The organism is Kitasatospora sp. NBC_00458 (assembly GCF_036013975.1).
In the GTDB taxonomy this organism is placed as follows: domain Bacteria; phylum Actinomycetota; class Actinomycetes; order Streptomycetales; family Streptomycetaceae; genus Kitasatospora.
The window spans coordinates 7422082-7442915 of record NZ_CP107904.1 but is presented as its reverse complement, the minus strand read 5'-3'; the positions used below and the strand labels follow the sequence as shown (position 1 = coordinate 7442915).

Annotated in this window: 20 protein-coding genes; 4 read left to right on the top strand and 16 right to left on the bottom strand. The window is 76.4% G+C overall.

Going from position 1 to position 20834, the window contains the following annotated elements; translation table 11 throughout:
- Positions 1 to 9: 9 nt before the first annotated feature.
- The 11 genes from OG550_RS30405 to OG550_RS30355 all read right to left on the bottom strand — a co-directional run bounded on the left by OG550_RS30405 (position 10) and on the right by OG550_RS30355 (position 9964).
- Positions 10 to 597, bottom strand: coding sequence for a TadE/TadG family type IV pilus assembly protein (locus OG550_RS30405; protein WP_327682940.1), 588 nt, complete (start codon positions 595 to 597; stop codon positions 10 to 12).
- Positions 594 to 971, bottom strand: coding sequence for a TadE family protein (locus tag OG550_RS30400; RefSeq protein WP_327682938.1), 378 nt, complete (start codon positions 969 to 971; stop codon positions 594 to 596). Before OG550_RS30400 ends, OG550_RS30405 begins: the two co-directional genes overlap by 4 nt.
- Before the next feature lie 38 nt (positions 972 to 1009).
- Complete coding sequence (locus OG550_RS30395; protein ID WP_327682937.1) at positions 1010 to 1291, bottom strand: hypothetical protein; 282 nt, start codon at positions 1289 to 1291, stop codon at positions 1010 to 1012.
- A 63-nt stretch (positions 1292 to 1354) separates the two neighbouring features.
- A complete protein-coding gene (locus OG550_RS30390; RefSeq protein ID WP_327682935.1) occupies positions 1355 to 2233 on the bottom strand; it encodes a type II secretion system F family protein in 879 nt (292 codons plus the stop codon).
- Positions 2230 to 3255, bottom strand: a complete 1026-nt coding sequence (locus OG550_RS30385) for a type II secretion system F family protein (RefSeq protein WP_327682933.1) — start codon at positions 3253 to 3255, stop codon at positions 2230 to 2232. The genes OG550_RS30390 and OG550_RS30385 overlap by 4 nt, the downstream gene beginning before the upstream one ends.
- The gene (locus tag OG550_RS30380) at positions 3252 to 4892 is read right to left on the bottom strand and encodes a CpaF family protein (RefSeq protein ID WP_327682931.1); all 1641 of its coding nucleotides are present in this window, start codon (positions 4890 to 4892) and stop codon (positions 3252 to 3254) included. Before OG550_RS30380 ends, OG550_RS30385 begins: the two co-directional genes overlap by 4 nt.
- Positions 4882 to 6297 carry a hypothetical protein gene (locus OG550_RS30375; protein ID WP_327682929.1) on the bottom strand — a complete coding sequence of 472 codons (1416 nt, stop codon included), beginning with the start codon at positions 6295 to 6297 and terminating at the stop codon, positions 4882 to 4884. Before OG550_RS30375 ends, OG550_RS30380 begins: the two co-directional genes overlap by 11 nt.
- A gap of 1 nt (position 6298) precedes the next feature.
- Entirely contained in the window at positions 6299 to 7234 is a 936-nt protein-coding gene (locus tag OG550_RS30370) for an SAF domain-containing protein (protein WP_327682928.1), read from the bottom strand.
- 58 nt (positions 7235 to 7292) lie between these two features.
- Positions 7293 to 8183 (bottom strand): hypothetical protein, encoded by an 891-nt coding sequence (locus OG550_RS30365; protein WP_327682926.1) that lies wholly within the window; start codon positions 8181 to 8183, stop codon positions 7293 to 7295.
- Positions 8184 to 8227: 44 nt separating this feature from the next.
- Positions 8228 to 8851 (bottom strand): hypothetical protein, encoded by a 624-nt coding sequence (locus OG550_RS30360; protein ID WP_327682924.1) that lies wholly within the window; start codon positions 8849 to 8851, stop codon positions 8228 to 8230.
- A 138-nt stretch (positions 8852 to 8989) separates the two neighbouring features.
- Positions 8990 to 9964, bottom strand: a complete 975-nt coding sequence (locus OG550_RS30355) for a hypothetical protein (protein ID WP_327682922.1) — start codon at positions 9962 to 9964, stop codon at positions 8990 to 8992.
- Positions 9965 to 10213: 249 nt separating this feature from the next.
- Here OG550_RS30355 and OG550_RS30350 point away from each other — a divergent pair, with 249 nt between their 5' ends.
- From OG550_RS30350 to OG550_RS30340, 3 genes are all read left to right on the top strand, one after another.
- On the top strand, positions 10214 to 10645 hold the full coding sequence (locus tag OG550_RS30350) for a pyridoxamine 5'-phosphate oxidase family protein (protein WP_327682920.1): 432 nt from the start codon (positions 10214 to 10216) through the stop codon (positions 10643 to 10645).
- 151 nt (positions 10646 to 10796) lie between these two features.
- Entirely contained in the window at positions 10797 to 11249 is a 453-nt protein-coding gene (locus tag OG550_RS30345; RefSeq protein WP_327682918.1) for a MaoC family dehydratase, read from the top strand.
- Positions 11250 to 11684: 435 nt separating this feature from the next.
- Positions 11685 to 13049, top strand: coding sequence for an MBL fold metallo-hydrolase (locus tag OG550_RS30340; RefSeq protein ID WP_327684256.1), 1365 nt, complete (start codon positions 11685 to 11687; stop codon positions 13047 to 13049).
- A gap of 138 nt (positions 13050 to 13187) precedes the next feature.
- Here OG550_RS30340 and OG550_RS30335 read toward each other — a convergent pair whose 3' ends face one another.
- From OG550_RS30335 to OG550_RS30315, 5 genes are all read right to left on the bottom strand, one after another.
- The gene (locus tag OG550_RS30335; RefSeq protein WP_327682916.1) at positions 13188 to 14141 is read right to left on the bottom strand and encodes a DUF389 domain-containing protein; all 954 of its coding nucleotides are present in this window, start codon (positions 14139 to 14141) and stop codon (positions 13188 to 13190) included.
- Between the two features lie 127 nt (positions 14142 to 14268).
- Entirely contained in the window at positions 14269 to 14640 is a 372-nt protein-coding gene (locus tag OG550_RS30330; RefSeq protein WP_327682915.1) for a hypothetical protein, read from the bottom strand.
- 60 nt (positions 14641 to 14700) lie between these two features.
- Positions 14701 to 15264, bottom strand: a complete 564-nt coding sequence (locus OG550_RS30325; protein WP_327682913.1) for a TetR/AcrR family transcriptional regulator — start codon at positions 15262 to 15264, stop codon at positions 14701 to 14703.
- 128 nt (positions 15265 to 15392) lie between these two features.
- Positions 15393 to 18086, bottom strand: coding sequence for a DUF7824 domain-containing protein (locus OG550_RS30320; protein ID WP_327682912.1), 2694 nt, complete (start codon positions 18084 to 18086; stop codon positions 15393 to 15395).
- A gap of 83 nt (positions 18087 to 18169) precedes the next feature.
- On the bottom strand, positions 18170 to 19648 hold the full coding sequence (locus tag OG550_RS30315) for an SWIM zinc finger family protein (protein ID WP_327682910.1): 1479 nt from the start codon (positions 19646 to 19648) through the stop codon (positions 18170 to 18172).
- Between the two features lie 158 nt (positions 19649 to 19806).
- Between OG550_RS30315 and OG550_RS30310 the strand changes: the two genes are divergently transcribed.
- Positions 19807 to 20715 (top strand): acyl-CoA thioesterase, encoded by a 909-nt coding sequence (locus OG550_RS30310; RefSeq protein ID WP_327682908.1) that lies wholly within the window; start codon positions 19807 to 19809, stop codon positions 20713 to 20715.
- Positions 20716 to 20834: the final 119 nt, after the last annotated feature.

The window sequence follows — 20834 nt, the reverse complement described above, 5'->3', positions numbered from 1 at the left end:
GCCACCGCGTCACCCGCCCCGGTACCGGTCCACGACCGAGACGAAGCTGCCGGTGAGCGTCTTCGACAGGGGACCGCCCCTGCCCGGACCGCCGAGCAGGTCGGCGAGCGCGACCTCGCACCGGACCGACACCGTGACCGTCGCCATGGTGATCCCGTGGCTGACGAGTTCGCCGTGGGTCAGGGTGGCGGTCTTTCCGCCGCCCACGCAGTGCATGCCCTGCTGCGCCATGGAGTCCTCGGCGGACTTCTCCGCCGCGGCCTCCATCGCGGTGGCGTCGCGCTCCAGCGAGGCGGTCCGGGCGGCCGACCGGGCGGCCGCCTCCACGGTGCCGGCGGCGGTCTGCACGCGGCCGGCCGCGACGGCGACCAGGATCAGTCCCACCACGGCGGGCGCGACGATGGCGGCCTCGACGGCGAGCCCGCCGCCGTCCCGCCCGTGCGCCGACCGGGCCACCCGGCGCGCGGCGAACGCGCGCGCCCACCGGGCCGGCGGACCGGCGGGACTCCCGGCCGGCGTCCCGGTCAGCGTCCCGGTCGGTCCCGCCGCCGGCGTCCCCGCCGGTCCTCCGGTCCGCCGCCGGAACCGTCCGCTCACGGTCCCACCACCTGCGGCGGGAGGAACCGTTCGCGCGGTGCCTCGACCCGCTGGGTGACGGTCGGCCGCGTGACGAAGGGGATCACCACCGGCGCCGTCACCTCCACGGTGACCCGGATCAGCACCGCCGTGCTGCCGTCGGTGCTGATCACGTGCTCCTTGCTGCCCTGGCGGGCGAGGAACGTCTCCGCCTGCTTCCGTGCCGCCTCGTTCTTCAGCTCGTCGCTCCGGTTGCCCTGCACCCGGCCCGCGTCGACGCCCTCCCGGGCGGCGGTGAGGGCGAGTTGGCGGTAGTACCACCACAGACCCGTCTGGGCGACGGTCAGGATCAGGATCAGCACGACCGGGAAGACGATGGCCATACCCAGGCTCATCGACCCCCGGTCGGTGCGGCGGAGACGACGGCCTCTGGTCACGGGGTCGGTCCACCGGCCCCGGGCAGGTTCGGGTCCTCGTTGACCTTGTCGACGACCTTCTTGTTCAGGGCGTACAGCGCCGTCGCGACCAGGCCGGCGACGAACACCAGCGCGATGACGGCGAGCGCGAGTTCGATGCTGATGGCGCCCCGGTCGCCGCGCGCGCGGGCGGCCCGCACCCGGCCCATCCGGAAGTGGAACATCAGCACGGCGAAGCGGACCGGTAGCAGGACGGGTCCCAGCAGTCTGGCCGACAGGTACGTGAGGCGAGTGTTCATCAGGCACTCCCAAGGGGTGTGTGGTGGTGGTGACGGAGGTTGCTGACCTCCGTGGCGGGCTGGTCAGTTGAGCATCTTGTGCAGCGCGGGGTAGATGATCAGCACGGTCATCAGCAGCGTCAGTGCGGCCCCCGGCGCGACCATCCGCTCGCTGTCGGAGTTGGCCCGGGCGAGGTCCTCGGCGAGCAGTTCACCGCGCAGGCCCTTGGCCCGGGCGCGCAGCGTGTCGTAGACGGCGGCGCCGTCGGTACCGGAGAGCCGCATGATGTCGGCCACGTCCTGCAGTGGGGTGAGCCCCAACTCGACCGCCAGCGCGTCCAGTCCGGCCCAGGGCGGCAGCCGGTCGGTGGCGGCGCGGTCCAGCGCGTCCCTGATCCGCCGGAACACCGCGCCCCGGCCGACCGTCGCAGCCCGGCGCAGCGCTTCGGCCGGACCGAGGTCGGCGGCCCGTTCCATCGCCACCAGCTCCAGGTAGGCGGCGACGCCGTGCAGGTACTCGACGCGGGCCTCCTTGGCCTCGCCGCGCACGATGGCGTCCGGGACGAACCAGAACAGCCCGGCCAGCAGCGGCCCGACCAGCAGCGGCAGCGCGAACGGCAGGCTCATGTCCAGCAGCAGCGCCGCCACCACCAGGTAGGGCGGCAGCACGAGGCCGACCAGGGCGAACATCAGCTTGTGCGCCATGAACCGGGCCGGGGTGCGGCCGATCAGCGCCAGGTCGCGCTCCGGGATCCGCACCCCCCGCAGGTTGACCGAGCGCTCGCCGATCCGGTCGTACCAGCGCGGCCGCTCCTCCGGATCGGGGGTCCGGTCCGCGGGGGTGCGGTGCAGCCGGTCCAGCGCCTGGCCCAGGTCGGGCGGGGCGGGGCGGAGTTCGGCGATCAGCAGGGCGATGCCGCCGGCCGCGGCGGCGCCGGCCAGGACGGACCACGGGGAGATCATCGCGCCTCCCCGAGCGGCCGGGCCCCGCCGTCGGCGGCACCGGCGGGAGCAGCGGTGCCGGTGGGAGCGGAGCCGTCCGCGCCGTCCTCGGGGGCGTTCCCGCCCCGCATCGCCCGGCCGGTCCGGCTGCGCCGGTCCAGCTCCAGCAGCCGCGGCACCGGCGGGTGCGCGGCCAGCGCCCGCATCCAGGCGATCACCGCCACGAACAGCGCGGCGACCACGGCGAGCACGCTCTGGCCGAGCACGGTGCTGTACGGGCGGGTGTACTCGGTGTTGAACGAGCCGAGCGTGACGACCAGCACGATGATGCCGACCAGCCAGCGGATGGTGGTGCGGTGCTTGGCCCGGTCGGCCTCGATGGTGCGTCGCTGGCGGACCTCCTCGCGCACCGACTCGGCCATGTCGGAGAGCGCCCGGGCCAGGCCGGGCCCGCTGTCGCCGGAGCGCAGCAGCAACGCGGCGAGCACCTTGTCGGCGGTGGCGTCGGCCATGCTGTCGGCGAAGGCGCGCAGCGCCTCCTCCGGCCGCCAGCGGGCCTGCAGCCGGGCGGCCAGCTCGCCGACCTCGTCCTCGATCGCGGCGGGCGCGGTGCGGCGGCTGGTGACGATGGCCTGGTTGAGGCCGACCCCGAGCAGCAGGACGTCGGCGATCCGCTGGGTCCACTCGGAGAGCGCCTCCAGGCGCTCGATCCGGTCGGTGTCCGAGCGGGTGGTGTCGAACAGCCAGGGCAGGCCGAAGACGGCCAGCGGCACCAGCAGGGCGACCAGCGGGATCCCGGTGAACAGCCAGCCGAGCGGCGCGCCGGCCAGCGCGAGCGGCAGCTGGATCCGGCGCAGCCGGACGATCCGGCCCGTGGCGGTGCCGGGCGCGCCGTACCACCACACGTGCAGCCGGCCGCCCAGCGGGTTGCCGGTCCCCCGCTCCTCCTGCGGGGCGGCCGGGTCGCTGCCGCGGGCCCAGACCACCAGGGTGACCAGGCCGCCCGTGAGGAGCAGGCCGCAGAGCACGAAGAGCGGCATCATCGGGCGCCACCGCCGATCCGGAGCTGGAGCGGTGCGGCCCAACTGCCGTACCGGGAGCCGAGCAGCGCCGCGTCGAAGCCGGCCCGGCGCAGGTCGTCCAGGCACTGCGGCGGGGTGTGCGGGACGGCGCGCGGCTCGCCGAGCTCGGGGCGCGGGCCGAACACGGTGTTCAGCGCGGGCCGGCCGCTCTCGCCGAGGCCGGTCACCTCCAGGACGTGCGAGACGAAGCGGTGCCGGCGGCCGCCGACGGGCGTCTCGTCGACCATCGCCACGTGCACGATGAGGTCGACCGCGTTGGCGGTGAGCCGGTAGGCGAGCGCGTCGGTCATGTGCGAGCCGTACTCCAGGCAGAGTTCGGCGATGCGGTCGACGACCATGTGCGGGCCGCGGGCGTGCAGGGTGCACATCGAGCCGCCCTCGCCGTTGGTCATGACCCGCAGCATCGGGACGACCTCGCCGGAGCGGACCTCGCCGACGATGATCCGGGAGAGGGTCATCCGCAGCGCGGCCGGGATCAGGTCGCCGATGGTCAGTTCGCCCGCCGAACGGCCGTCGACGCGTTCGCCATTGCCCTCGCGGGCCTCCATCGGCACGACCTGGCGCAGGTGGCCGAGGGTGTGCAGCCAGAGCTCGAACTCCGACTCCAGGGTGCCGATCCGCTCGTCCGGCGGGATCTCGGCGGCCATCGCGCGCAGCAGGCTGGTCTTGCCGACGCCCTGGGTGCCGGTGATCATGACGTTCTTCCGGGCCCGGATGGCGGAGGCCAGGAAGGCGGCCAGCGTGGTGTCCAGGGTGCCGAGCCGGACCATCTCGGGCAGCGTCGCGGAGGCCACCCGGTGGCGGCGGATCGCCACGTACGGGCGCGGGGTGACCTCGGTCAGCGCCTGGAGGCGCATGCCGCCCTCCAGGCGCAGCGCGAGGGTGGGGCTGGCGGTGGAGAGGGAGCGTTCGCCGCCGCCGTGCTGGCGGGCCAGGTCCTGGAGCAGTTCGACGAGTTCGGCGTCGCTGTCGGCGACCGGCGGGACCTGGCGCAGCGGCTGGTGGACCCGGGAGACCCAGACGTCGTCGCAGCCGTTGATCAGGATGTTCTCGATCTCCGGGTCGTCGAGGTAGGGCTGGAGCCGGCCGGCCCGGAAGAGCAGGTCGAAGACGGCCTCGGCGAGGGCGCGGTCCTGGTCGCGGGTGGGCGGGATGCCGTGGGTCTGCGCGTAGGCGTCGGACCAGCGGGCGACGGCCTCCTCGATCAGGGCGCGGCCGCGCTGGCGGCGGGTGGCGCGGTCCGGCTCGGTGCCGGAGCCCGCGGTCAGCCGGGTGATCTGCTGGTGGAGTTCGGCGGCGACCTGGCGCTTGAGCTCGCGCGCCACCTGGGGGTCGACGGCCGGGCGGGTGCCGGCGCCGCGCCGGTCGAGCGAGGGCAGCTGGGAGGGGACGGCGGTGGCGTTCGCCGCGCCGCCCTGGTGGACGCCGGGCTGGTGGGCGCCGGGCTGCACGGGCTGCGGGCCGGCCGGGGCGACGGGGCCCGGTGTGACGGGGTTGGGCGTGACGGGGTTGGGCGTGACGGGGCCGGGCAGGGGGGTCGACCAGGGCAGCGCGGCGGGGTCGGCGGCCGGCTTCTGGTGCAGGGGGCTACCGCGCACGGAGCACCTCCGTCTGGGCGAGATGGTCCCGGGGCGGGGCGGCGTACGCCTGGTGGGCGGGCCCGTGCGGCTGCTCCGGCGCGCCCGCGGCCGGGCCGGGACCGGCGCCCGGACGGGGCTGGGCGGGGTGGGGCTGGGGCTGGGCGGGGTACTGGCCGGGCTGCGGGGCCGCGTACGGGGTCGGGTACTGCTGGGCGCCGTACTGCTGCCCCGGGTACGGCTGGGCCGCGTACGGCTGCGCCGGGTGTTCCTGGTACTGCTGCGCGGGGTACGGCCGGCCGCCGTACTGCTGGGCCTGCTGGGCCTGCTGCGGCTGTTCCCCGGGCGGCCCGCCGTGCCCGGGGAACGGCGCGGGCGCGGCCGGCTGCGGCGCCAGCCCGGCGAGCGGCGCGACCGGCCCGGTGGTGATCACCGGCGCCACCGGACCGTACGGCTGGGCGGGCTGCGGCACCTGCGGCGGCGCGTACGCGTGCCCGGGCCCGTCGGCGCGCTCCGGCGCCGGGGCCGCGCCACCCGACGGTCCCGCGGCGGCCTGCCCGCGGTCCGGCGCCGGACCCGGGCCGGTGCCCGCGCCCGTGCCCGGGGCGAGCTGGGCGGGCCGGGCCGCCGCGGCACCGGGCGCCAGCCGCTGGCGCCGCCGGCGGACCGCCTGCTGCAGCTCGTCCGCGGCCGAACGGGCGGTGCGCATCAGCTCGGAGCGGACGAACCGGCGGTCCGTGACGTCCCCGCCGTCCGAGAGCACCCGGGCGGTGCGCTGCGCGTGCGGCAGCAGCCCGAGCACCGGCAGCCCGAACTCCCGGGACACCTCGGCCCCCGAGTACGGACCCTCGGCGACCAGCAGCAGGCCCAGCGAGTCCGTGCCGGTACCGGCCGTGCCCAGGTCCTCGGCGAGCGCGGCCAGCCGGGGCCGGGCGGCGCTCAGCCCGCGCAGGGTGGTGCGCACGGTGGCCGCCACCACGTCGGCCCGGCGGGCCAGCACCGCGCTGGTGCCGGTGGCGCCGGAGCGGCCGAGGTCGAGGAGGACGTCGTAGCCCTGCGGCTCCAGCCCGTGCAGCACCTCCATCAGCGGCTCCCAGGTGTAGGCGAGCCCGGGCGCCTGGACGGGGTCGGTGAGGCCGGGCAGCAGGAGGCGCTCGGCGTTGCCCTCGGGCGAGAGGTCGATCAGCTGCTCCCAGAGCGCCTGGGCGAGCAGCCCGCGCCGGTCGGCGATGGCGAGGTTGCGCAGCCCGTACACCGCCTCGACCCGGCCCTCCAGGGCCCCGGCCAGCACCGCGCCGCCGTCCGGGTCGCACTCGACGAGCAGGACCCGGCGGCCGGGCTGCAGCGGCCAGGCCAGCAGCAGCGCCAGCGCCGTCGTGGTGGCGCCCGGCGCCCCCGGGCCGCCGACCACCGCGATGACGGCCATCTCAGGCCCCACCCGCCCCGGCCGGTGCGCCGCCCGGGGTTCCGGCGGGGGTCCCGGCGGGGGCCGCGCCGGTCGGCGCGCCCGTCGCGGGGCGCGCTCCGGACGGTGCCGCCGCCGAGGGGGTCGCCGCGGGTGCTCCGCCGGCCGGTGCCCCGGTCGTCGGTGCTCCGGCCGCCGGTGACCCCGCGACCGGCGCCCCGGAGGCCGCGGAACCGGACGGGGCCGCTCCGGCCGCGGGCCGCGGAGCCACGATCACCTGGATCCGACCGCTGGCCACCCAGGCGGCCAGCCGGTTGGCGTCCGCCTCGGCGACCACGGCGTCGAAGACCTGGCTGCCGTCGCTCTCCACCCGGCCGACCGTGTACACGGTGGCGGCGAGCGACTCGGCCCGGTTGCTGTCGGCGGTGTACACCACGAGGACCGGCGTGCCGGACTGGAGCCTGGTGGCGGGCAGCTGGGTGCGCTTGGCCGAGACGCCGACCAGGAGCTGGCCCGGCTGGAGGACGAGCGACTGCGCCAGGTCCTTCTTGGTGAGCAGTCCGCCGCGGTGCAGGTCGGTGGTGGCCCGCATCCCGACCGCCTTGTCCCGGTCGGCCGCGGACAGCGGGGTGAGCGCCGGGTCTCCGGCGATCCGCACCACCACCAGGTCGGCGGCGGTCAGCGTCTGCCCCCACGGCACGTCACGGGCGAGCGCCAGCACCGCGACCCGCTGGCCGGTGCTGTTGTAGAGCACGGCACCGCCCAGCCCGCCCGCGGCTATCAGGGCCACCGCCATCGCCAGCACGGCGGGCCGCCGGCGGCGCGCGCCGAGCGCCCGCCCGGGGGTGCGCGGCCCGCCGCGCCCCTGCTCCGGGACGGCCACGGGCGCGGACCCGGCGGTCGCGGTCGCCGTGGCGGACGTGCCGGACCCCGGCGTGGCAAAGGTACGGTTCTCCACCGGGCTTGGGCCTCTCTCGCGTCGTTCGTCGGGTTGCTGGGTGTGCGTGCCGGGGCGGCTAGTTGAGGACCTGCACCTCGGCCACCCGGAACTGGAGGGTCTCGGTCAGCGGCAGTTCGATCGGGTCGACCCGCTGGGTGCCCCCGGTCACCGTGACCACGCCGACCCACTGGGCCGTGACGGTCCCGTGGAACAGGCCGTCCTTCTTGGTGCCCGAACCGGACGTGAAGACGTGGCCGCAGGTGGGCGAGGGGCTGTTGCCGTACTTCGGGTCGTACGGGGTGCCGGCGGCGGCCTTGCCCGCGCAGCGCTCCTTCGTCCCGTCGCCGAACTTCCACTCCACCCAGTCCAGGCGCGGGGTGACCGTCACGGTGAGGGTGTTGCCGGAGACCGACACCGGGGCCGGGGCCTGCGCGTTCTCCAGCCAGAGCCAGAGCGGGGCGCCCACCACGGAGTCGCCCTTGGGGGCGGTGCCCGGCTTGGGCTTCGGGAAGGCGATCCGGTCCCTGGCCTGCCGGGCCAGCTGGGCCGGGTTGTCCGGCGGGGGGCCGGCGGGCGCCTGGGCGAAGAACCTCGGCAGCGTGGGGCTCTGCCCGCTGTTGTCGGGGTAGCGGCAGGTCGCGTTGTAGACCGCCCCGTCGGAGGGCTTGTGCCCCTCCCAGGCGGGATCGCCCTCCGCGGGCTGCGGGCTGAGGATCCGGTAGTAGCAGCCCGTCGAGGCGCTGAACCAGCCCAGCACCGGGTCGCTGCACGCGAGGGGCTGGCCGTTCCAGGTGCACACCTGCGGCCCGCTCGAACTCCCCCCGGTGCCCCCCGTCCCCCCACCGCCGGGGGTGGGCTTGGTGCCCGGGTCCTCCGTCCCCGTGCAGATCACGTTCACCTCGCAGCGGGTGGCGCCCCCGGTGGGGGTCGGCTCCGCCGCCGCGGGCACCGCAGGGGATAACAGCAATCCGGCGAACAAGGGTGTGCCGACCATCAATCGCCGTACCGGTTTCAGCATGTCCGTTGCACCTCCCGCTTGAACTCGTGGATCAGCCAGCGCGTTTCGAACTGTCGTAGGGAAACGGTCGCGACGTACCGGGCGAGCCGGTCGGGCGGGTCCTTCACCGCGCGTGTGGCGGGGTCCGCCTGGTGCCAGCCCGACACGTCGAGGCAGTCCTCGATCACGGCCGTGTTCGGATCGGTGGTCAGATCGACGGCCTTCACCACCGGGGAATTCCGTGGTCCGCCGATCATCACCAGTTTGGCGTCGTGGAGCTGTTTGAGATTGACCAGGGCATCGGTGAGCGCCTTCCCCGAGGAGAAGGTCTCCAGTCGGGAACCGTCCGAATCCGTCCGCCCGTACGCCTCCACCTGGGCCTGCCACCAGTTCTGATAGGCACTCAGGACGTCCTGGGCGGCCGCTCCTTCGGGTCCGTCGGTCGGCGCGTTAGCGACGTTTGACGAACCACCCGAAGGGGTTACCGGGGTCACCGCCGCGACGGTGGGCGCGCCGGATCCCAAACGCTCCACGGAACCGCCGCCACCGCCCGCCGCACAAGCGCTCAGCGACAACGCCAGCACCAGCCCGCCGACCCCAACCGCCCCAGGGCGCAACACAATTCCGCGCTGCCGCATCGCCCCACCTCGTCGCAGCCGACCACGTGTGTGGTCCGTGGCCGCCAAAGAATTCCGCCGTCCCGCCGGTGTTGCCCCCGTGGGCATCGATTCTTCGCCAAACCGGGCCTTCACGGCAACACCCAGGGCCCCCTGACCTTACGCGGAAGGCGGATCCGTCGGAGCACTTTCCCGCCACAGAAGGGCCAACAGTTCTTCGGAAAGCGACAATCCGGCCAATGCGCCCCGCACCGCGGCCCGATTGCGCATCAGCAGGCGCCCGCCCTCGGGCGGTACGAGCAGGCGCACACCCGGCGCGTCGACGTGATTCGCGGGCGCACCGGGCGCACCAGCCGCACCGGGAGCACCAGGGGCACCAGCCGCACCGGGGGCACCACCGCTGGCACCGGCCCCCGCTCCCCCGCCGTGCCCGCCGGTCTGCCCGCCGCCGTCGAGCAGCGCTCCGACGGCCGGCTGGAGGTCGAGCGGACCGACGGCGGCCGGCGCACCCGGCACGCCCTGCTGGAGCACGGTGGTGAGCGCCCGGCTGAACGAGCCCGGGCCACCCGGCAGCACGGCGTCCCTCCCGCGTCTGCCGGGGGTGTAGCGGCCGGGGGCGTAGCGCCCGATCCGGCCCCAGAGCGGGACCCGCGAGTAGGTGAGCAGCTCTCCGAGGCCGTCCTCGCCGCCGCTGCGCTCCAGCGCGGTCCAGGTGTCCTTGTCGACGACGGCGTCGACCAGCAGCAGCGCCTCCTCCTGGTCGCCGTGCACCATCGCGCTGACCACCCAGTCCCAGGCCAGTCCGCGCCGGTAGGCGTTGTCGGCGGTGGAGCCGCCGGTCACCAGGGCGAGCCGCCGCCCGCGCGGGTCCGCCACCAGCTGGCCGACCAGGCAGACCAGCAGCCACCGGCCCGGACGGGCGGCCGCCTCCCGGACGGCGGTCAGCATGCCGTTGGCGTCCGCACCGGGCTCGACCACGGTGACCCGGCTGCCGGCCGCACCCGCGTCGAAGCACATCCCGGGCAGGACGCCGGCCAGCAGCCGGGCGCCCTCCGCCGCCTGCGCCGACCCGCCGAAGCCGCGGTCCGGCCCGCCGTCCGCCCCGATCACCACGAGATCGACTCCGCTTGCCATCCGCACCGCCCCCTCCTGCCCGTCCCCGGTCGTCCCGGGACCGCCCGCCGCGGCACCGTCCGCCGCTGCCCGGCGGCGCGCCGCTCGCCGATGTTCCCGGCACCCGCCCACTTCGGCACGCTCCGCGCGCTCGGGTGCCGTCCGCCGGGCAGGCTACCGTCCGTGCGCCCCCCGACGGGGCTCCCGGCCCTGTCGCTCCGGGACCATGGGCCCTATCGGCCCGCCCGCAGCAGGGGGACGATCGGACCCATGGACCGTGACGACCAGTTGGAGGCGCTGAGCGAGGCCGCGTGCCTGCGGCTGCTCAGCACCGTGCCCGTCGGACGCGTGGTGTACACCGAGCACGCGCTGCCGGCCGTGCTGCCGGTCTCCTTCGAGGTCACCCGGGACGGGCGCCTGCTGCTCGCGGTGCGCCGGGACAGTGCCACCGCGCGCTGCCTCGACGGCACGGTCGTCGCCTTCCAGGCCGACCAGCTGGACCCGGTCACCCGGACCGGCTGGAGCGTACTGGTGCACGGCCGGGCCGACCTGGTGCGCGAACCGGAGCAGGTCCGCCGGGCGCTGCGCTCCGGACTCCGGCCGTGGGTCGGCGACCCGGACCCGCTGTTCGTCTCCCTGGTGCCCGAGCTGGTCAGCGGGCGCCGGCTGCTGCCGGCCGGCCGCTCGGTGCAGCGCTCCTGAGGCCCGGCGGGCCCGGGAGCCGCCCCGGGCCGGGCGGGGCCGGGGGCGGGGCCGCTGACAGGTGACCCGCGGGTAGGCATACTCTGCGGAGTTCGATCCCGCTCCGCGGCCATCGATCCCGCCCTCACCGCCCGCCCCTCAGGAGCGCTCCGTGACGACCTTCGCCTCCCTCGCCGAACTGACCGCCGCCGTCGGCACCGAACTGGGCACCAGCCGGTGGCACACCGTCGACCAGGCCAGGATCGACCTGTTCGCCGAGGCGACCGGCGACCACCAGTGGATCCACGTCGACCCGGAGCGTGCCAAGGAGAGCCGGTTCGGCTCGACCATCGCGCACGGGTACCTCACGATGTCGATGATCCCGGTGCTGGCCAAGGAGTGCTACGGCGTCGAGGGCGTCCGGATGGCACTGAACTACGGCTCGGAGAAGGTCCGCTTCCCGGCCCCGCTGCCGGTCGGCACGGCGATCCGGGCGACGGCCGAGCTGGTCTCCGCCACCGAGGTGGCCGGGGGCGTCCAGGCGGTGGTCCGGTTCACCATCACCAGCGCGGAGAGCGCCAAGCCGCACTGCGTCGCGGAGACGATCACGCGTTTCTACGCCTGATCCGCGGGGAAACCCCGGTCCGCGGGCCGTACACGATCCTGCCCGCGACCGGTCCCGCCGGGCAGGCGTCCCGGCGGGCAGGCATTCCGGCGATCGGATCGGTGGGCGGAGCGGCGGACGAACCGGAGGAGCGGTGGACGGGCCCGCGGACGAAGCGGAGGACGACCCGGCGGGCGGACCGCCGCACGCTTCCGGCGGGTACGCCGAACGGCGCGCGCCGGGCCGCTCGCCGGGTCCGAACAGCCGACGACGAGTAACCTCCGACGAGATGGTTGTCGTACCGCATCGGTCCCCCCGCCGGCGGTGCGAGCCCCGGCATGCCCGGTATCCATAGCCGTCCTTGGAGGTGCCGTGCCCCGCCCAGCCGCCCCCTGGTACACCCGTGTCCCCGGCCTGACCTCGGCCCTCACCGCTCCCCCGGGCCGCCTCACCGGACTGCCCCGAGCGGCCTGGCACCGGATCCGGACGGACGCCTTCGGAGCCGAGCCGCGCGGCGAGCGGCTGACCCGCGTCCACCGTTCGCCGCAGTTCTCCGACGGCGCCTTCCGCAATCCGGTCCCCACCCGCCGGCTGGTGTACGAGCGGAGCCCGCTGGAGATCACCCGCGCCCAGCTCGCCGCGGACCGCGCCCGCCGGGTCCCGGCCGCCGCCGTGCCGCTGCACCGGCTGCTCCCCGTCGACCTGGCCGCGCCGCCCGCCTCCGGCCTCCGGCTCACCTGGCTCGGCCACGCCACCGTGCTGGCCGAGCTGGACGGCCGCCGCGTCCTGTTCGACCCGGTCTGGGGCGACCGCTGCTCACCGTTCGCCTGGACCGGGCCCAAGCGGCTCCACCCGGTACCGCTGCCGCTCGACGAACTCGGCCCGGTCGACGTGGTGGTCGTCTCCCACGACCACTACGACCACCTCGACATGGGCACCGTCCGGGCGCTGATCGGCACCGGCGCGGCCTTCGCCGTCCCGCTCGGGGTCGGCGCCCACCTGGAGCACTGGGGGGTGCCCGCCGAGCGGATCGTCGAGCTGGACTGGTGGGAGTCGGCCGAGGTGGCCGGCCTCACCCTGACCGCCACACCCGCCCGGCACTACTGCAGCCGCGGACCGCGCACCAGCGCGCTCTTCCTCTGGGCGTCCTGGGTGGTGTCCGGCGGCGGCCACCGGGTCTTCCACAGCGGGGACACCGGCTACTTCCCCGGCTTCGCGGAGATCGGCCGCCGGCTCGGACCGTTCGACGCGACGATGATGCAGGTCGGCGCGTACAGCGACTTCTGGCCCGAGGTGCACATGACGCCCGAGGAGGGCGTCCGGGCGCACCTCGACCTCGGCGGCGACCTGCTGCTGCCGATCCACTGGTGCACCTTCAACCTCGCCCCGCACCCCTGGGAGGAGCCCGCGGAACGGGTGGTGGCCGCCGCCCGGGCGCTCGGCGCCCGGCTGGCCGTGCCGCGCCCCGGCAAGCCCTTCGAACCGGTCGACCCGCCCACCCTGCGGCTCTGGTGGCGGGCGGTGGCCGCGCTGCCGCAGGACGGCGCGTCGCTGCTGGTGCCGGACGACGCGGCCCGCGCGGCAGCGGGCACCGTCGCGACGACCGGCGCCGGGGCGGCGGCGAACGGGGCGGCGGCGAACGGATCGGGGAGCGGGCCGGCGAACGGCGGGGCGGCGGGTTCCGGGGCGACGGGCGCCGGACCGGCCGCCGGCGCGGCGGCGGACGGCGAGCGGAGGGCCGTCGGAGGGACGGCCGTCGGGAAGACGGACGGGTCCGGCGGACGGCCGAAGGCGGCGGAGGACGACGGCGTCCCGGTCTGAGCCCTCCGGCTCCGAGCCCCCTCCGCGGGGAGTGCGGGCAGTACGGACGGAGCCGGAGCCCGGCGGCGGCATGAGCGCCGGGTCGCCGGGTCCGGGCCTGAGGGTCCGGGTCCGGGTCCCGACCGGCGGCCGTGGCGCTCAGGCGGCCGCCGGCTCCTCCTCCGCCGCCCGGCGGCGGATCCACCGCCAGGCACCCTGCTGCACCAACAGCGTCAGCACCCCCGCCACCACGATCCCGAGCATGTTCAGCAGCAGTTGCAGGCTGGAGCCCCAGAACTGCCGGAAGTCGCCGTACCCGAGCGCGACCGCCGCGTTGGCGGCGGCCGGCACGGTGGTCACCGAGATGGCCACGCCGACCAGCATCCCGGCCTTGGCCGAGGTCAGCGAGAGCAGCCCGGCGACGCCCGCCAGGAAGGCCACCACGAACGAGGTCGCGTCCGGCTGCCAGATGAACGAGGTGTTGGGCCGCGCCCCGTCGAACCGCGCCTGGCTGAACAGCCCGCCGGCGTCCATCAGCAGCGAGAAGCCGACGGTCAGCGCCATCGCCACCGCGAACCCCGCCACCAGCGCGTTCAGCGAGCGCAGGGCCGGACGCGCCCGCCGCTGCACCAGTGCCACGCAGAGTCCGGCCAGCGGGCCGAACTCCGGCCCGACCGCCATCGCGCCGACCACCAGGATCGCGCTGTCCAGCACCGCGCCGCAGGCCGCCAGCATCGTCGCCACGGTGAGGAAGGCCAGGTAGACGCCGGTGAGCGTGGACTCCTCGTGGGTGATCTCGGAGACCGCCTCCCAGACCAGCGCGTCCGCGCCCTCGCCGGGCGCGAGCCGCTCCGCCTCGTCGGCCGCCGCCGAGAGGGTCAGCTCGACCTGCTGGACGTCGATCGCCCCGCGCGCGGTGAGGCCCGTCGCGCGCAGCTCGCCCAGCACCTCGTCCGCGGACTCGCGCGCCACGTCGCAGAGCACCACGTCCCCGGGCGGGCGGACGGCGGCGTCGGGGAGCAGCACCACGTGGGTCACCCCCACGCAGCCGTCCAGGCGCTTCAGTACGGTGTCGCGCAGGTCGACGGGGACGATCAGGCGAAGGTGCAGCACGGATGCTCCGGGCGGGTGCGGCGGCGGGAGACCCGCTCACCCTAGACGGCCGCCCCGCCCGGGGCCTGCCCGGCCGTCAGGCGGGGCAGGCGATCGGACGGGGCGGGCCGTCAGGCGGGGCGGGCGGTCACCTGGTCCGGTCGTCCGCGGGCCGCTTGGCCAGCTCGACGAGGTCGACGGTGGCGCGCGGGTCGGCGACCTCGATCACCAGTCGGCTGTACCGCTCGTCGACGAGCTCGATCACCACCGCCTTCTCCGGGTTCTTGACGTCCCAGAACACCCACTCGCCGCCCGAGCGGAAGGTCCCGGCGGTGATCAGCCCCGGGAAGTGCGTACCGCCGACCCGGATGCCCTTGGGTTCGCGGAAGATCCCGGGGTCGACGGTGGCGCCCCGGACGTTGCCGAGCGGGATCTCGATCCGGCTCCTGATCGCCCAGAGCCGGTCGAGGCCCTCGATCTCGACGACGAGGGTGTGGTCGGTGACGCTGACGTGAGCCATGGAACGGTTCCTCCTGCTGGTGGTCGAACGATGTCCTGCGGGCCCCGGGTGGGGACGTGCTCAGCCGGTCGGACCGACTCGGTCGGCGAAGGCCACGACGTCCGCGGCCGCCGGTGCGCCGACGCCCGCCCGGGCCCGCAGCCGCAGGCCGAGCACCGTCGCCGCGAGCAGCCCGGCGGCCCCGCCGCCTTCACCGTCCCCGTCACCCGTGCCGGTGCCGCTACCGGTCGCCCGGGCGATGGCGGTGTCGAGGGCGGCCAGGCCTTCGGCGACGAGCGCGCCGACCTCCGGGTCGCTCCCGGCCCGTTCGACGGCGGCCGACAGCAGCAGTCCGCCGGCCGGGCCGCCGTCGAACGCGGCGGCCGCCCGCGTCAGCAGCCCGGGGAGGCCCCCGGCCGCCCCGAGCGCCGCCGTGAGGGGCAGCACCTCGTGGTCGAGGTGGCGGCGCAGCGCGGCCAGGTAGAGGCCGCGTTTGCTGCCGAACACCTTGTAGAGGCTGCCCCGGTGGACTCCGAGGCCGGTGACCAGGTCGTCCACCGAGGTCCCCTCGTAGCCCCGGAGGGCGAACAGTTCGGCCGCCGCCTGCACGGCCTGGTCCTCGTCGAAGGCGCGTGGTCTTCCCATGACGACGACCCTAGGAGTTGAAGAACGCTCAGTCAAGAACGATTGTTCTCAAACCCGTCGACCCGACCTCCCACCCACCGCCTCACCCCGCCCACCGCCCCGCCCCGGCTCCACGGCACCGCGCCGGCTCAGCCGGCCAGCACCTCGCGCAGGACCCGGGCCTGCTTCACCAGCCGGCTCGACCCCGGTCGGCCCGCCACCTCCGCCACACCCGCGACCTCGCCGCGGGCACCGCAGCGGCGCGCGGCGTCCGCCGCCACCGCCAGCACGTCGACCGTGCCGCGCGGCACCTCACCGCCGAGGAGGGCGGGCAGGGCCGTGGCCAGCACCGACCAGACGGTGCCGTAGGCGCCGGTGTCGGCCGTGGTGGCCAGGGAGTGGGCGAGCCGGTTGGGCTTCACGGTGCCGAGGGCGACCAGCTCACCCAGCTCACGGCCGAGCAGCGCGCCGTCCAGGTCGCCCCGGGCGGCGAGGACCAGCAGCGCGTCCACGGCCGCCGTGCGGTCCTCGGGGAACCTCGCCCCGAGCCCGTAGGCGAGGGCGAGGTGGAGCGAGAGCCCGGCCGGGCCGCCGCCCTCGGCGAGCACCACGATCATCCGGCCCACCCCGCGCCGGTCCCGGTCCGCCGAGTCGGCGAACCAGTCGAGCCAGCGGGCCGCCTGCTCCTCGCGGTGGTGCGGGAGCATCGCCGCCCAGTGCGGGCTGGGCTCCCAGAGCCACTCGTTCTGCTTCCGGGCCCGGTCCACCGTGGGCGCGGTGCCGTCCAGCAGCGCCCAGAACCCGGGCTCCAGCCGCTCGCCCGCCGGGCCGGCCGGACCGCCCCCGCTGCCGGTCTGGGTGACCGCGACCCGCTTCACCACCTCCCACCAGCGGTCCCAGTAGCGCTGCGCGGGCCGGGCCTCCGGCCCCGGCGCGAAGAGCACCCTGGCCGACGACTGCGCCGGCAGGCCTCCCTCGCGCAGCCACCGGGCGGCCCAGCGGCCGGCGGGCGAGGCCAGCCGGTCGGCCGCCGCCAGGACGGCCGCCCCGGTCGTCGGCGCGACCCGCAGCAGCGCGGCGCTCAGGTCGGCCTTCCCGACCGCGGCGCCGACCGCCTCGTAGGCGGCCAGGCGCTCCACCAGCGCGGCCGCCTCGACCGCGCCGGTCGCATCGGTCGGGGTGGCGAGCAGCAGCGGCGGGCGGTCGGTGGTGACCCGCTCGGCCGCCTCGAAGAGCCGGGCGGCGAACACGGCGCCGTACACGGTGTGGTGGTCGCCGCCCAGCGGGTGCTCGCCCCTGTTCCGGAAGCCGGAGCCGCGCCGGTGCGGGTCGACCAGCCCGGCGACCGCCGCCGCGACGTACAGCACCTCGCCGGGGCCGCAGTCCTGCCAGCGGCCGACGTCGTGCCACGGGTTCGTCCGCAGCACCGGCTCCAGGGCGCCGGCGAGCGCCGCCCGGTCCTGGTGGGCGTGCCGGACCAGGCCGTCCAGGACGCGTTCGAAGAGGGCCACGTCCGACCGGCCCGAGGCCAGCAGCACGGCCAGCTCCTCGGCGACCTCCGCCGGGGTGGCGAGCGGGTCGCCGAGCGGGGCCGGCACCGGGACCGGCGGGAGCAGCTCGCTCCACGCGGTGTCGTCGTCCTCGCCGCCGCCCACCGGCGCGCCGAACAGTTCACCGGCGCGGGCGTGGTGGGCGGGGTCGAGCGACCGGGCGGCGAGCCGCAGCTCCGGCAGGACGCCCTCGCCGGCCGCCTTGAGCCGGCGGGCCACCACGTTGAGCGCGCGCTCCTGGAGCACCGTGTCGGGGTGGCCGAAGGCCTCGGCGGCGGCCAGCACCACCGGACCGGAGCGTTCGGGCGAGCGCCGGGCGGCCTGCTCCAGCCACGCCAGCTGGGCGCGGACCAGCTTCTTCTCGCTGCGGAACAGCACCACCGCCGAAGCCTCGGTCAGCACCTCGGGCTCCACCAGCCCGGCCTCGTCCAGTCCGGCGAGCGCCTGCTGGGCGTGGGCGGCCACGGTCGAGAGCCCGTCCAGCATCGCGAGCAGGTCGCGGACCCGGGCGGCGTACTCCGCCGGGGCGGGCGCGAGGGCGGCCAGCACGGCGAGGAAGGCCTTCTGGTCCGCCGGCCGGCCGCCGCGGACCAGCCTGGCCACGCAGAGGTCGACCAGATCGGCGCGGTCGAACTCCGGGCTGCCCGCCAGCCCCGCGATCGCCTCCGGCCAGGAGTCGCCCGGCCGGGTGCTGTACCGGGCGTCGAGCGGCCAGCCGACCTCGTCGAGCTCGAACACCCGCGGCAGCAGCACGGGGGTGAAGGTGTCCGCCCGCAGGCGCTCCAGCAGGGTGTCGGCGGCACCCCGCGGACCGCGATCGGCGCCGGCGGCCGAGCGCAGCCACTCGGCGGTGAAGTCGTCGGAGGCCGGCACCGGGCAGCCCGTCCGCCGCACCACCCGCTCGATCAGCGGGTAGAGGTCCCAGCTCCAGCCCGACCCGCGCTTGGCGGCGAGTCGGCCGACCACGTCGATCTGCCACTCCTCCGGCTGGGCCTCGACCACCTGGCCGAGCGCGGGGTGCCGGGCCCAGGAGCGGCCGGCGAAGTCCCGCCCCCCGATCCAAGTGGCGGCGCCGGCCGCGCCGGAGTGGCAGCCGGCCCCGGCGACCAGCAGCGCGCCCATCCGCTGCCCTGCCGCCTTGGACCAGTCGCCGCGGGCCTCCTTGCGCAGCTCCCTGAGCACCGGGACGCAGGCCCGCCGCTCGGCCGGCCCGAGCACGGCGACCAGCCCCGGCACCTGCGGCACCCGCCCCTCGCGGACCGCCGCCAGCAGCGCCTCGACCGCGCCCGACATACCTTCCGCGCCCCCCTGTGCAGCGCCCGCCCCAGCGCCCGCGACGCCCTCGGTGCGCTCCCCGCCGATCGTGCCCGTCCCGCTCATCGCGCCCCCTCCGGAAGCATCCCGTCCTGACCCGAACCGTCCTGACCCGCACCGTCCCGAACCGCACCGCGCCGAACCGCACCGTCCCCGGCCGGCCCGCCCCGGAGGGCCTCCTCCCGGACCATCCCGACCGCCAGGACGTGCTTGCAGGGCCCGCGCCCGCCGCGGTACTTGGCCCACCAGAGGCAGGTGCAGCCGACCGCGCCCGCCGCGTCCGACCGCACCCGCTGGATGTGGTCGTCCACCGTGACGGTGGCGAGCCCGCCGCCCTCCTCCAGCCGGACCGCGCCGGCCGCCACCAGGGCGCGCGCGGCCCGCAGCCGCGGGTTGCGGTCCTCGGCCCGCCCGGCGTCGTACGGCAGCTGACGGTGGAAGTACGCGGCCTCGGCGGCGTCGTAGCCGATCTGCCCACCGGTGCCGAGCCGGGTGAGCGCGGCCCGCACCCGGGCCGGGGTGAGCCCGGCCTGCTCGGCCAGCTCGGCGACCTCGATCCGCGGCTCCCAGGCGAGCAGCGCCGCGACCAGTTCGGCGTCCGGCTCGGCGGTGTCGGTGGCCAGCGCCCCGAGCACCCCGCCCTCGCCGGAGAAGCCCCGGGAGGCGTCCGGCGACAGGGTGAGCGTCAGGCGCATCCCCGGGAGCACCACCTCCCAGGCGGAGGCGGCCGGGCCGTCGCCCGCGACCGGGCCGTACACCCGCAGCGCCAGCGCGTGCCGCAGCACCCGCTGGAGCGCGGCCAGCCGCTCGGGGCCGGGCAGGCAGACCGCGCCGGGCACCGGCCGGGTGGTCGGGCGCAGCGTCCGCCCGGCCGGCACCACCCACTGGCTGACCCGGGCCCCGGCCCGACCGCCGCCGCCGCCGCGCGGCAGCGAGCGCAGGAAGCGGACCGCCTCGGCGGCGGGCAGCTCGGCCCGCAGGTCGAAGCCGGCGGCGGTGACCTGGGTCTCGGCGAAGCCGCGCAGCCAGCGCTCCGGCAGCGGGACCTTCTTCTCGACGACCGGCCCGTCGAAGGTGGTGACCTCCAGCGCGTCCGGTCCGACGGCGAGGTGCAGCGGCTCGGCCCGGCCTATCCGGGAGAGCGCCTCGCGCAGCGGGTTGTTGACGTCGACGTTGGTGGTGCCGTGGCCGATCTCGTCGCCGTCCAGGCCGGCGGCGAGCACGTCGAGGCGGGCGTAGACGCCGCAGCACCCGGAGAAGGACTCGAACCGGAGCCGGTCGCCGTTGGCGGTGACCACCGGGTCGAGCGAGGCCCGCAGCTGCGGCTGGTAGTAGCGGGCGGCGGCGACGTCGGCGACGGCGAGCAGCGCGGCGGCGGCCGGCTCGGGCTCGGCCAGGAAGCCCGCGAAGAAGCGGGGGTGCGCGGCCGCCCCGAGCGGGGTGGCGCCGCCGGAGGTCTCCAGGGCGAGGCGCCGGCCGGCCGTGCCGTCGAGGACGGCGGACGGGCGCAGATAGGCGTACGCGTGTGCGGATTGCGACATGCCGAACACGTTAGGTCAGGGCACTGACAGTCGGCCTTCGCGCTGCTCCCCACCCGCCCCGGACGCCTCGAACTGAAACAGGTTCTACGGACAAGGTTCCCCCGAAAGGGTTACCCAGGTCACACCGGCGGACGGGCGCCGTCTGTCACTATGGGCCCGTGACCGAGCTGACCGAACAGGAGAGACCGGCGACCGACACCGCCGGCCCGTTCGCCGAGCTGCTGCTGATCGAGCGGCTCGACGAGAACACGTTCCGCGGACACTGCCACGCCGGGGCGCCGATGCGCGCGTTCGGCGGCCAGGTCGCCGCGCAGGCACTCGTGGCGGCCGGGCGGACGGTCGGGGCCGACCGCGCGGTGCACTCGCTGCACGGCTACTTCCTGGTGGCCGGCGACCCGTCCCACCCGATCGACTACCGGGTCGACGAGGTCCGCCAGGGCTCCTCCTACGCCACCCGCCGGGTGACCGCGATGCAGCACGGCGAGGCGGTCTTCACCCTCTCCGCGTCCTTCAAGCGCCCCGAGCGGGCCGCCGACCGGCACCGCGAGACACCCGCCCTCCCCGGCCCGGAGGAGCTGCCGGACGCCTTCGCGTCCTGGGACGACGCGGCCCGCGCGGCGCTCGCCCGCAGCGGGTTCGGCGCGCTGGAACTGCGGTTCGTCCCGCCGGACGCACCGGGCGTGCCGCCCGCCGTCCCGGGCATGCCGCAGCAGTTCGTCTGGCTGCGCGCCGGCTCCCCGCTGCCCGCCGACGACCCCCTGCTGCACGTCTGCGCGCTCACCTACCTCTCGGACCTCACGCTCGCCTCGACGGCCGGGCTGCACCTCCAGCCGAACTTCTTCCAGCGCAGCGGGCCGCCGCGGCTGCTGATGGCCTCGCTGGACCACGCGATGTGGTTCCACCGGCCGTTCCGGGCCGACGAGTGGCTGCTGTTCGCCCAGCGCAGCCCGTCCTCCTCGGACGGCCGCGGGCTGTCGCTGGGAGAGTTCTACGACCGGGAGGGGCGCCTGGTGGCCTCCGCCGTGCAGGAGGCGCTGATCCGCGAGCGCCTGGTCGCGCCGCGCTGACCACGGGCCGGGCCCGCACCGGGCCCCGCACCGGACGGGCCGCCGCGGGCCGGGTCGGGCCGTCCGGGGCCGGATGACCGGGGGGAGAACGGCGGGCGGCCGGTCGGCGTCATATTCCT

Bases quoted from the DNA above. Each gene is read 5' to 3' on its own strand.
- OG550_RS30350 (WP_327682920.1), top strand. From the start codon at position 10,214: ATGGACCGTGACGACCAGTTGGAGGCGCTGAGCGAGGCCGCGTGCCTG.
- OG550_RS30330 (WP_327682915.1), bottom strand. From the start codon at position 14,640: ATGGCTCACGTCAGCGTCACCGACCACACCCTCGTCGTCGAGATCGAG.
- OG550_RS30325 (WP_327682913.1), bottom strand. From the start codon at position 15,264: ATGGGAAGACCACGCGCCTTCGACGAGGACCAGGCCGTGCAGGCGGCG.
- OG550_RS30355 (WP_327682922.1), bottom strand. From the start codon at position 9,964: ATGGCAAGCGGAGTCGATCTCGTGGTGATCGGGGCGGACGGCGGGCCG.
- OG550_RS30390 (WP_327682935.1), bottom strand. From the start codon at position 2,233: ATGATCTCCCCGTGGTCCGTCCTGGCCGGCGCCGCCGCGGCCGGCGGC.
- OG550_RS30385 (WP_327682933.1), bottom strand. From the start codon at position 3,255: ATGATGCCGCTCTTCGTGCTCTGCGGCCTGCTCCTCACGGGCGGCCTG.
- OG550_RS30320 (WP_327682912.1), bottom strand. From the start codon at position 18,086: ATGTCGGGCGCGGTCGAGGCGCTGCTGGCGGCGGTCCGCGAGGGGCGG.
- OG550_RS30315 (WP_327682910.1), bottom strand. From the start codon at position 19,648: ATGTCGCAATCCGCACACGCGTACGCCTATCTGCGCCCGTCCGCCGTC.
- OG550_RS30375 (WP_327682929.1), bottom strand. From the start codon at position 6,297: ATGGCCGTCATCGCGGTGGTCGGCGGCCCGGGGGCGCCGGGCGCCACC.
- OG550_RS30360 (WP_327682924.1), bottom strand. From the start codon at position 8,851: ATGCGGCAGCGCGGAATTGTGTTGCGCCCTGGGGCGGTTGGGGTCGGC.
- OG550_RS30400 (WP_327682938.1), bottom strand. From the start codon at position 971: ATGAGCCTGGGTATGGCCATCGTCTTCCCGGTCGTGCTGATCCTGATC.
- OG550_RS30395 (WP_327682937.1), bottom strand. From the start codon at position 1,291: ATGAACACTCGCCTCACGTACCTGTCGGCCAGACTGCTGGGACCCGTC.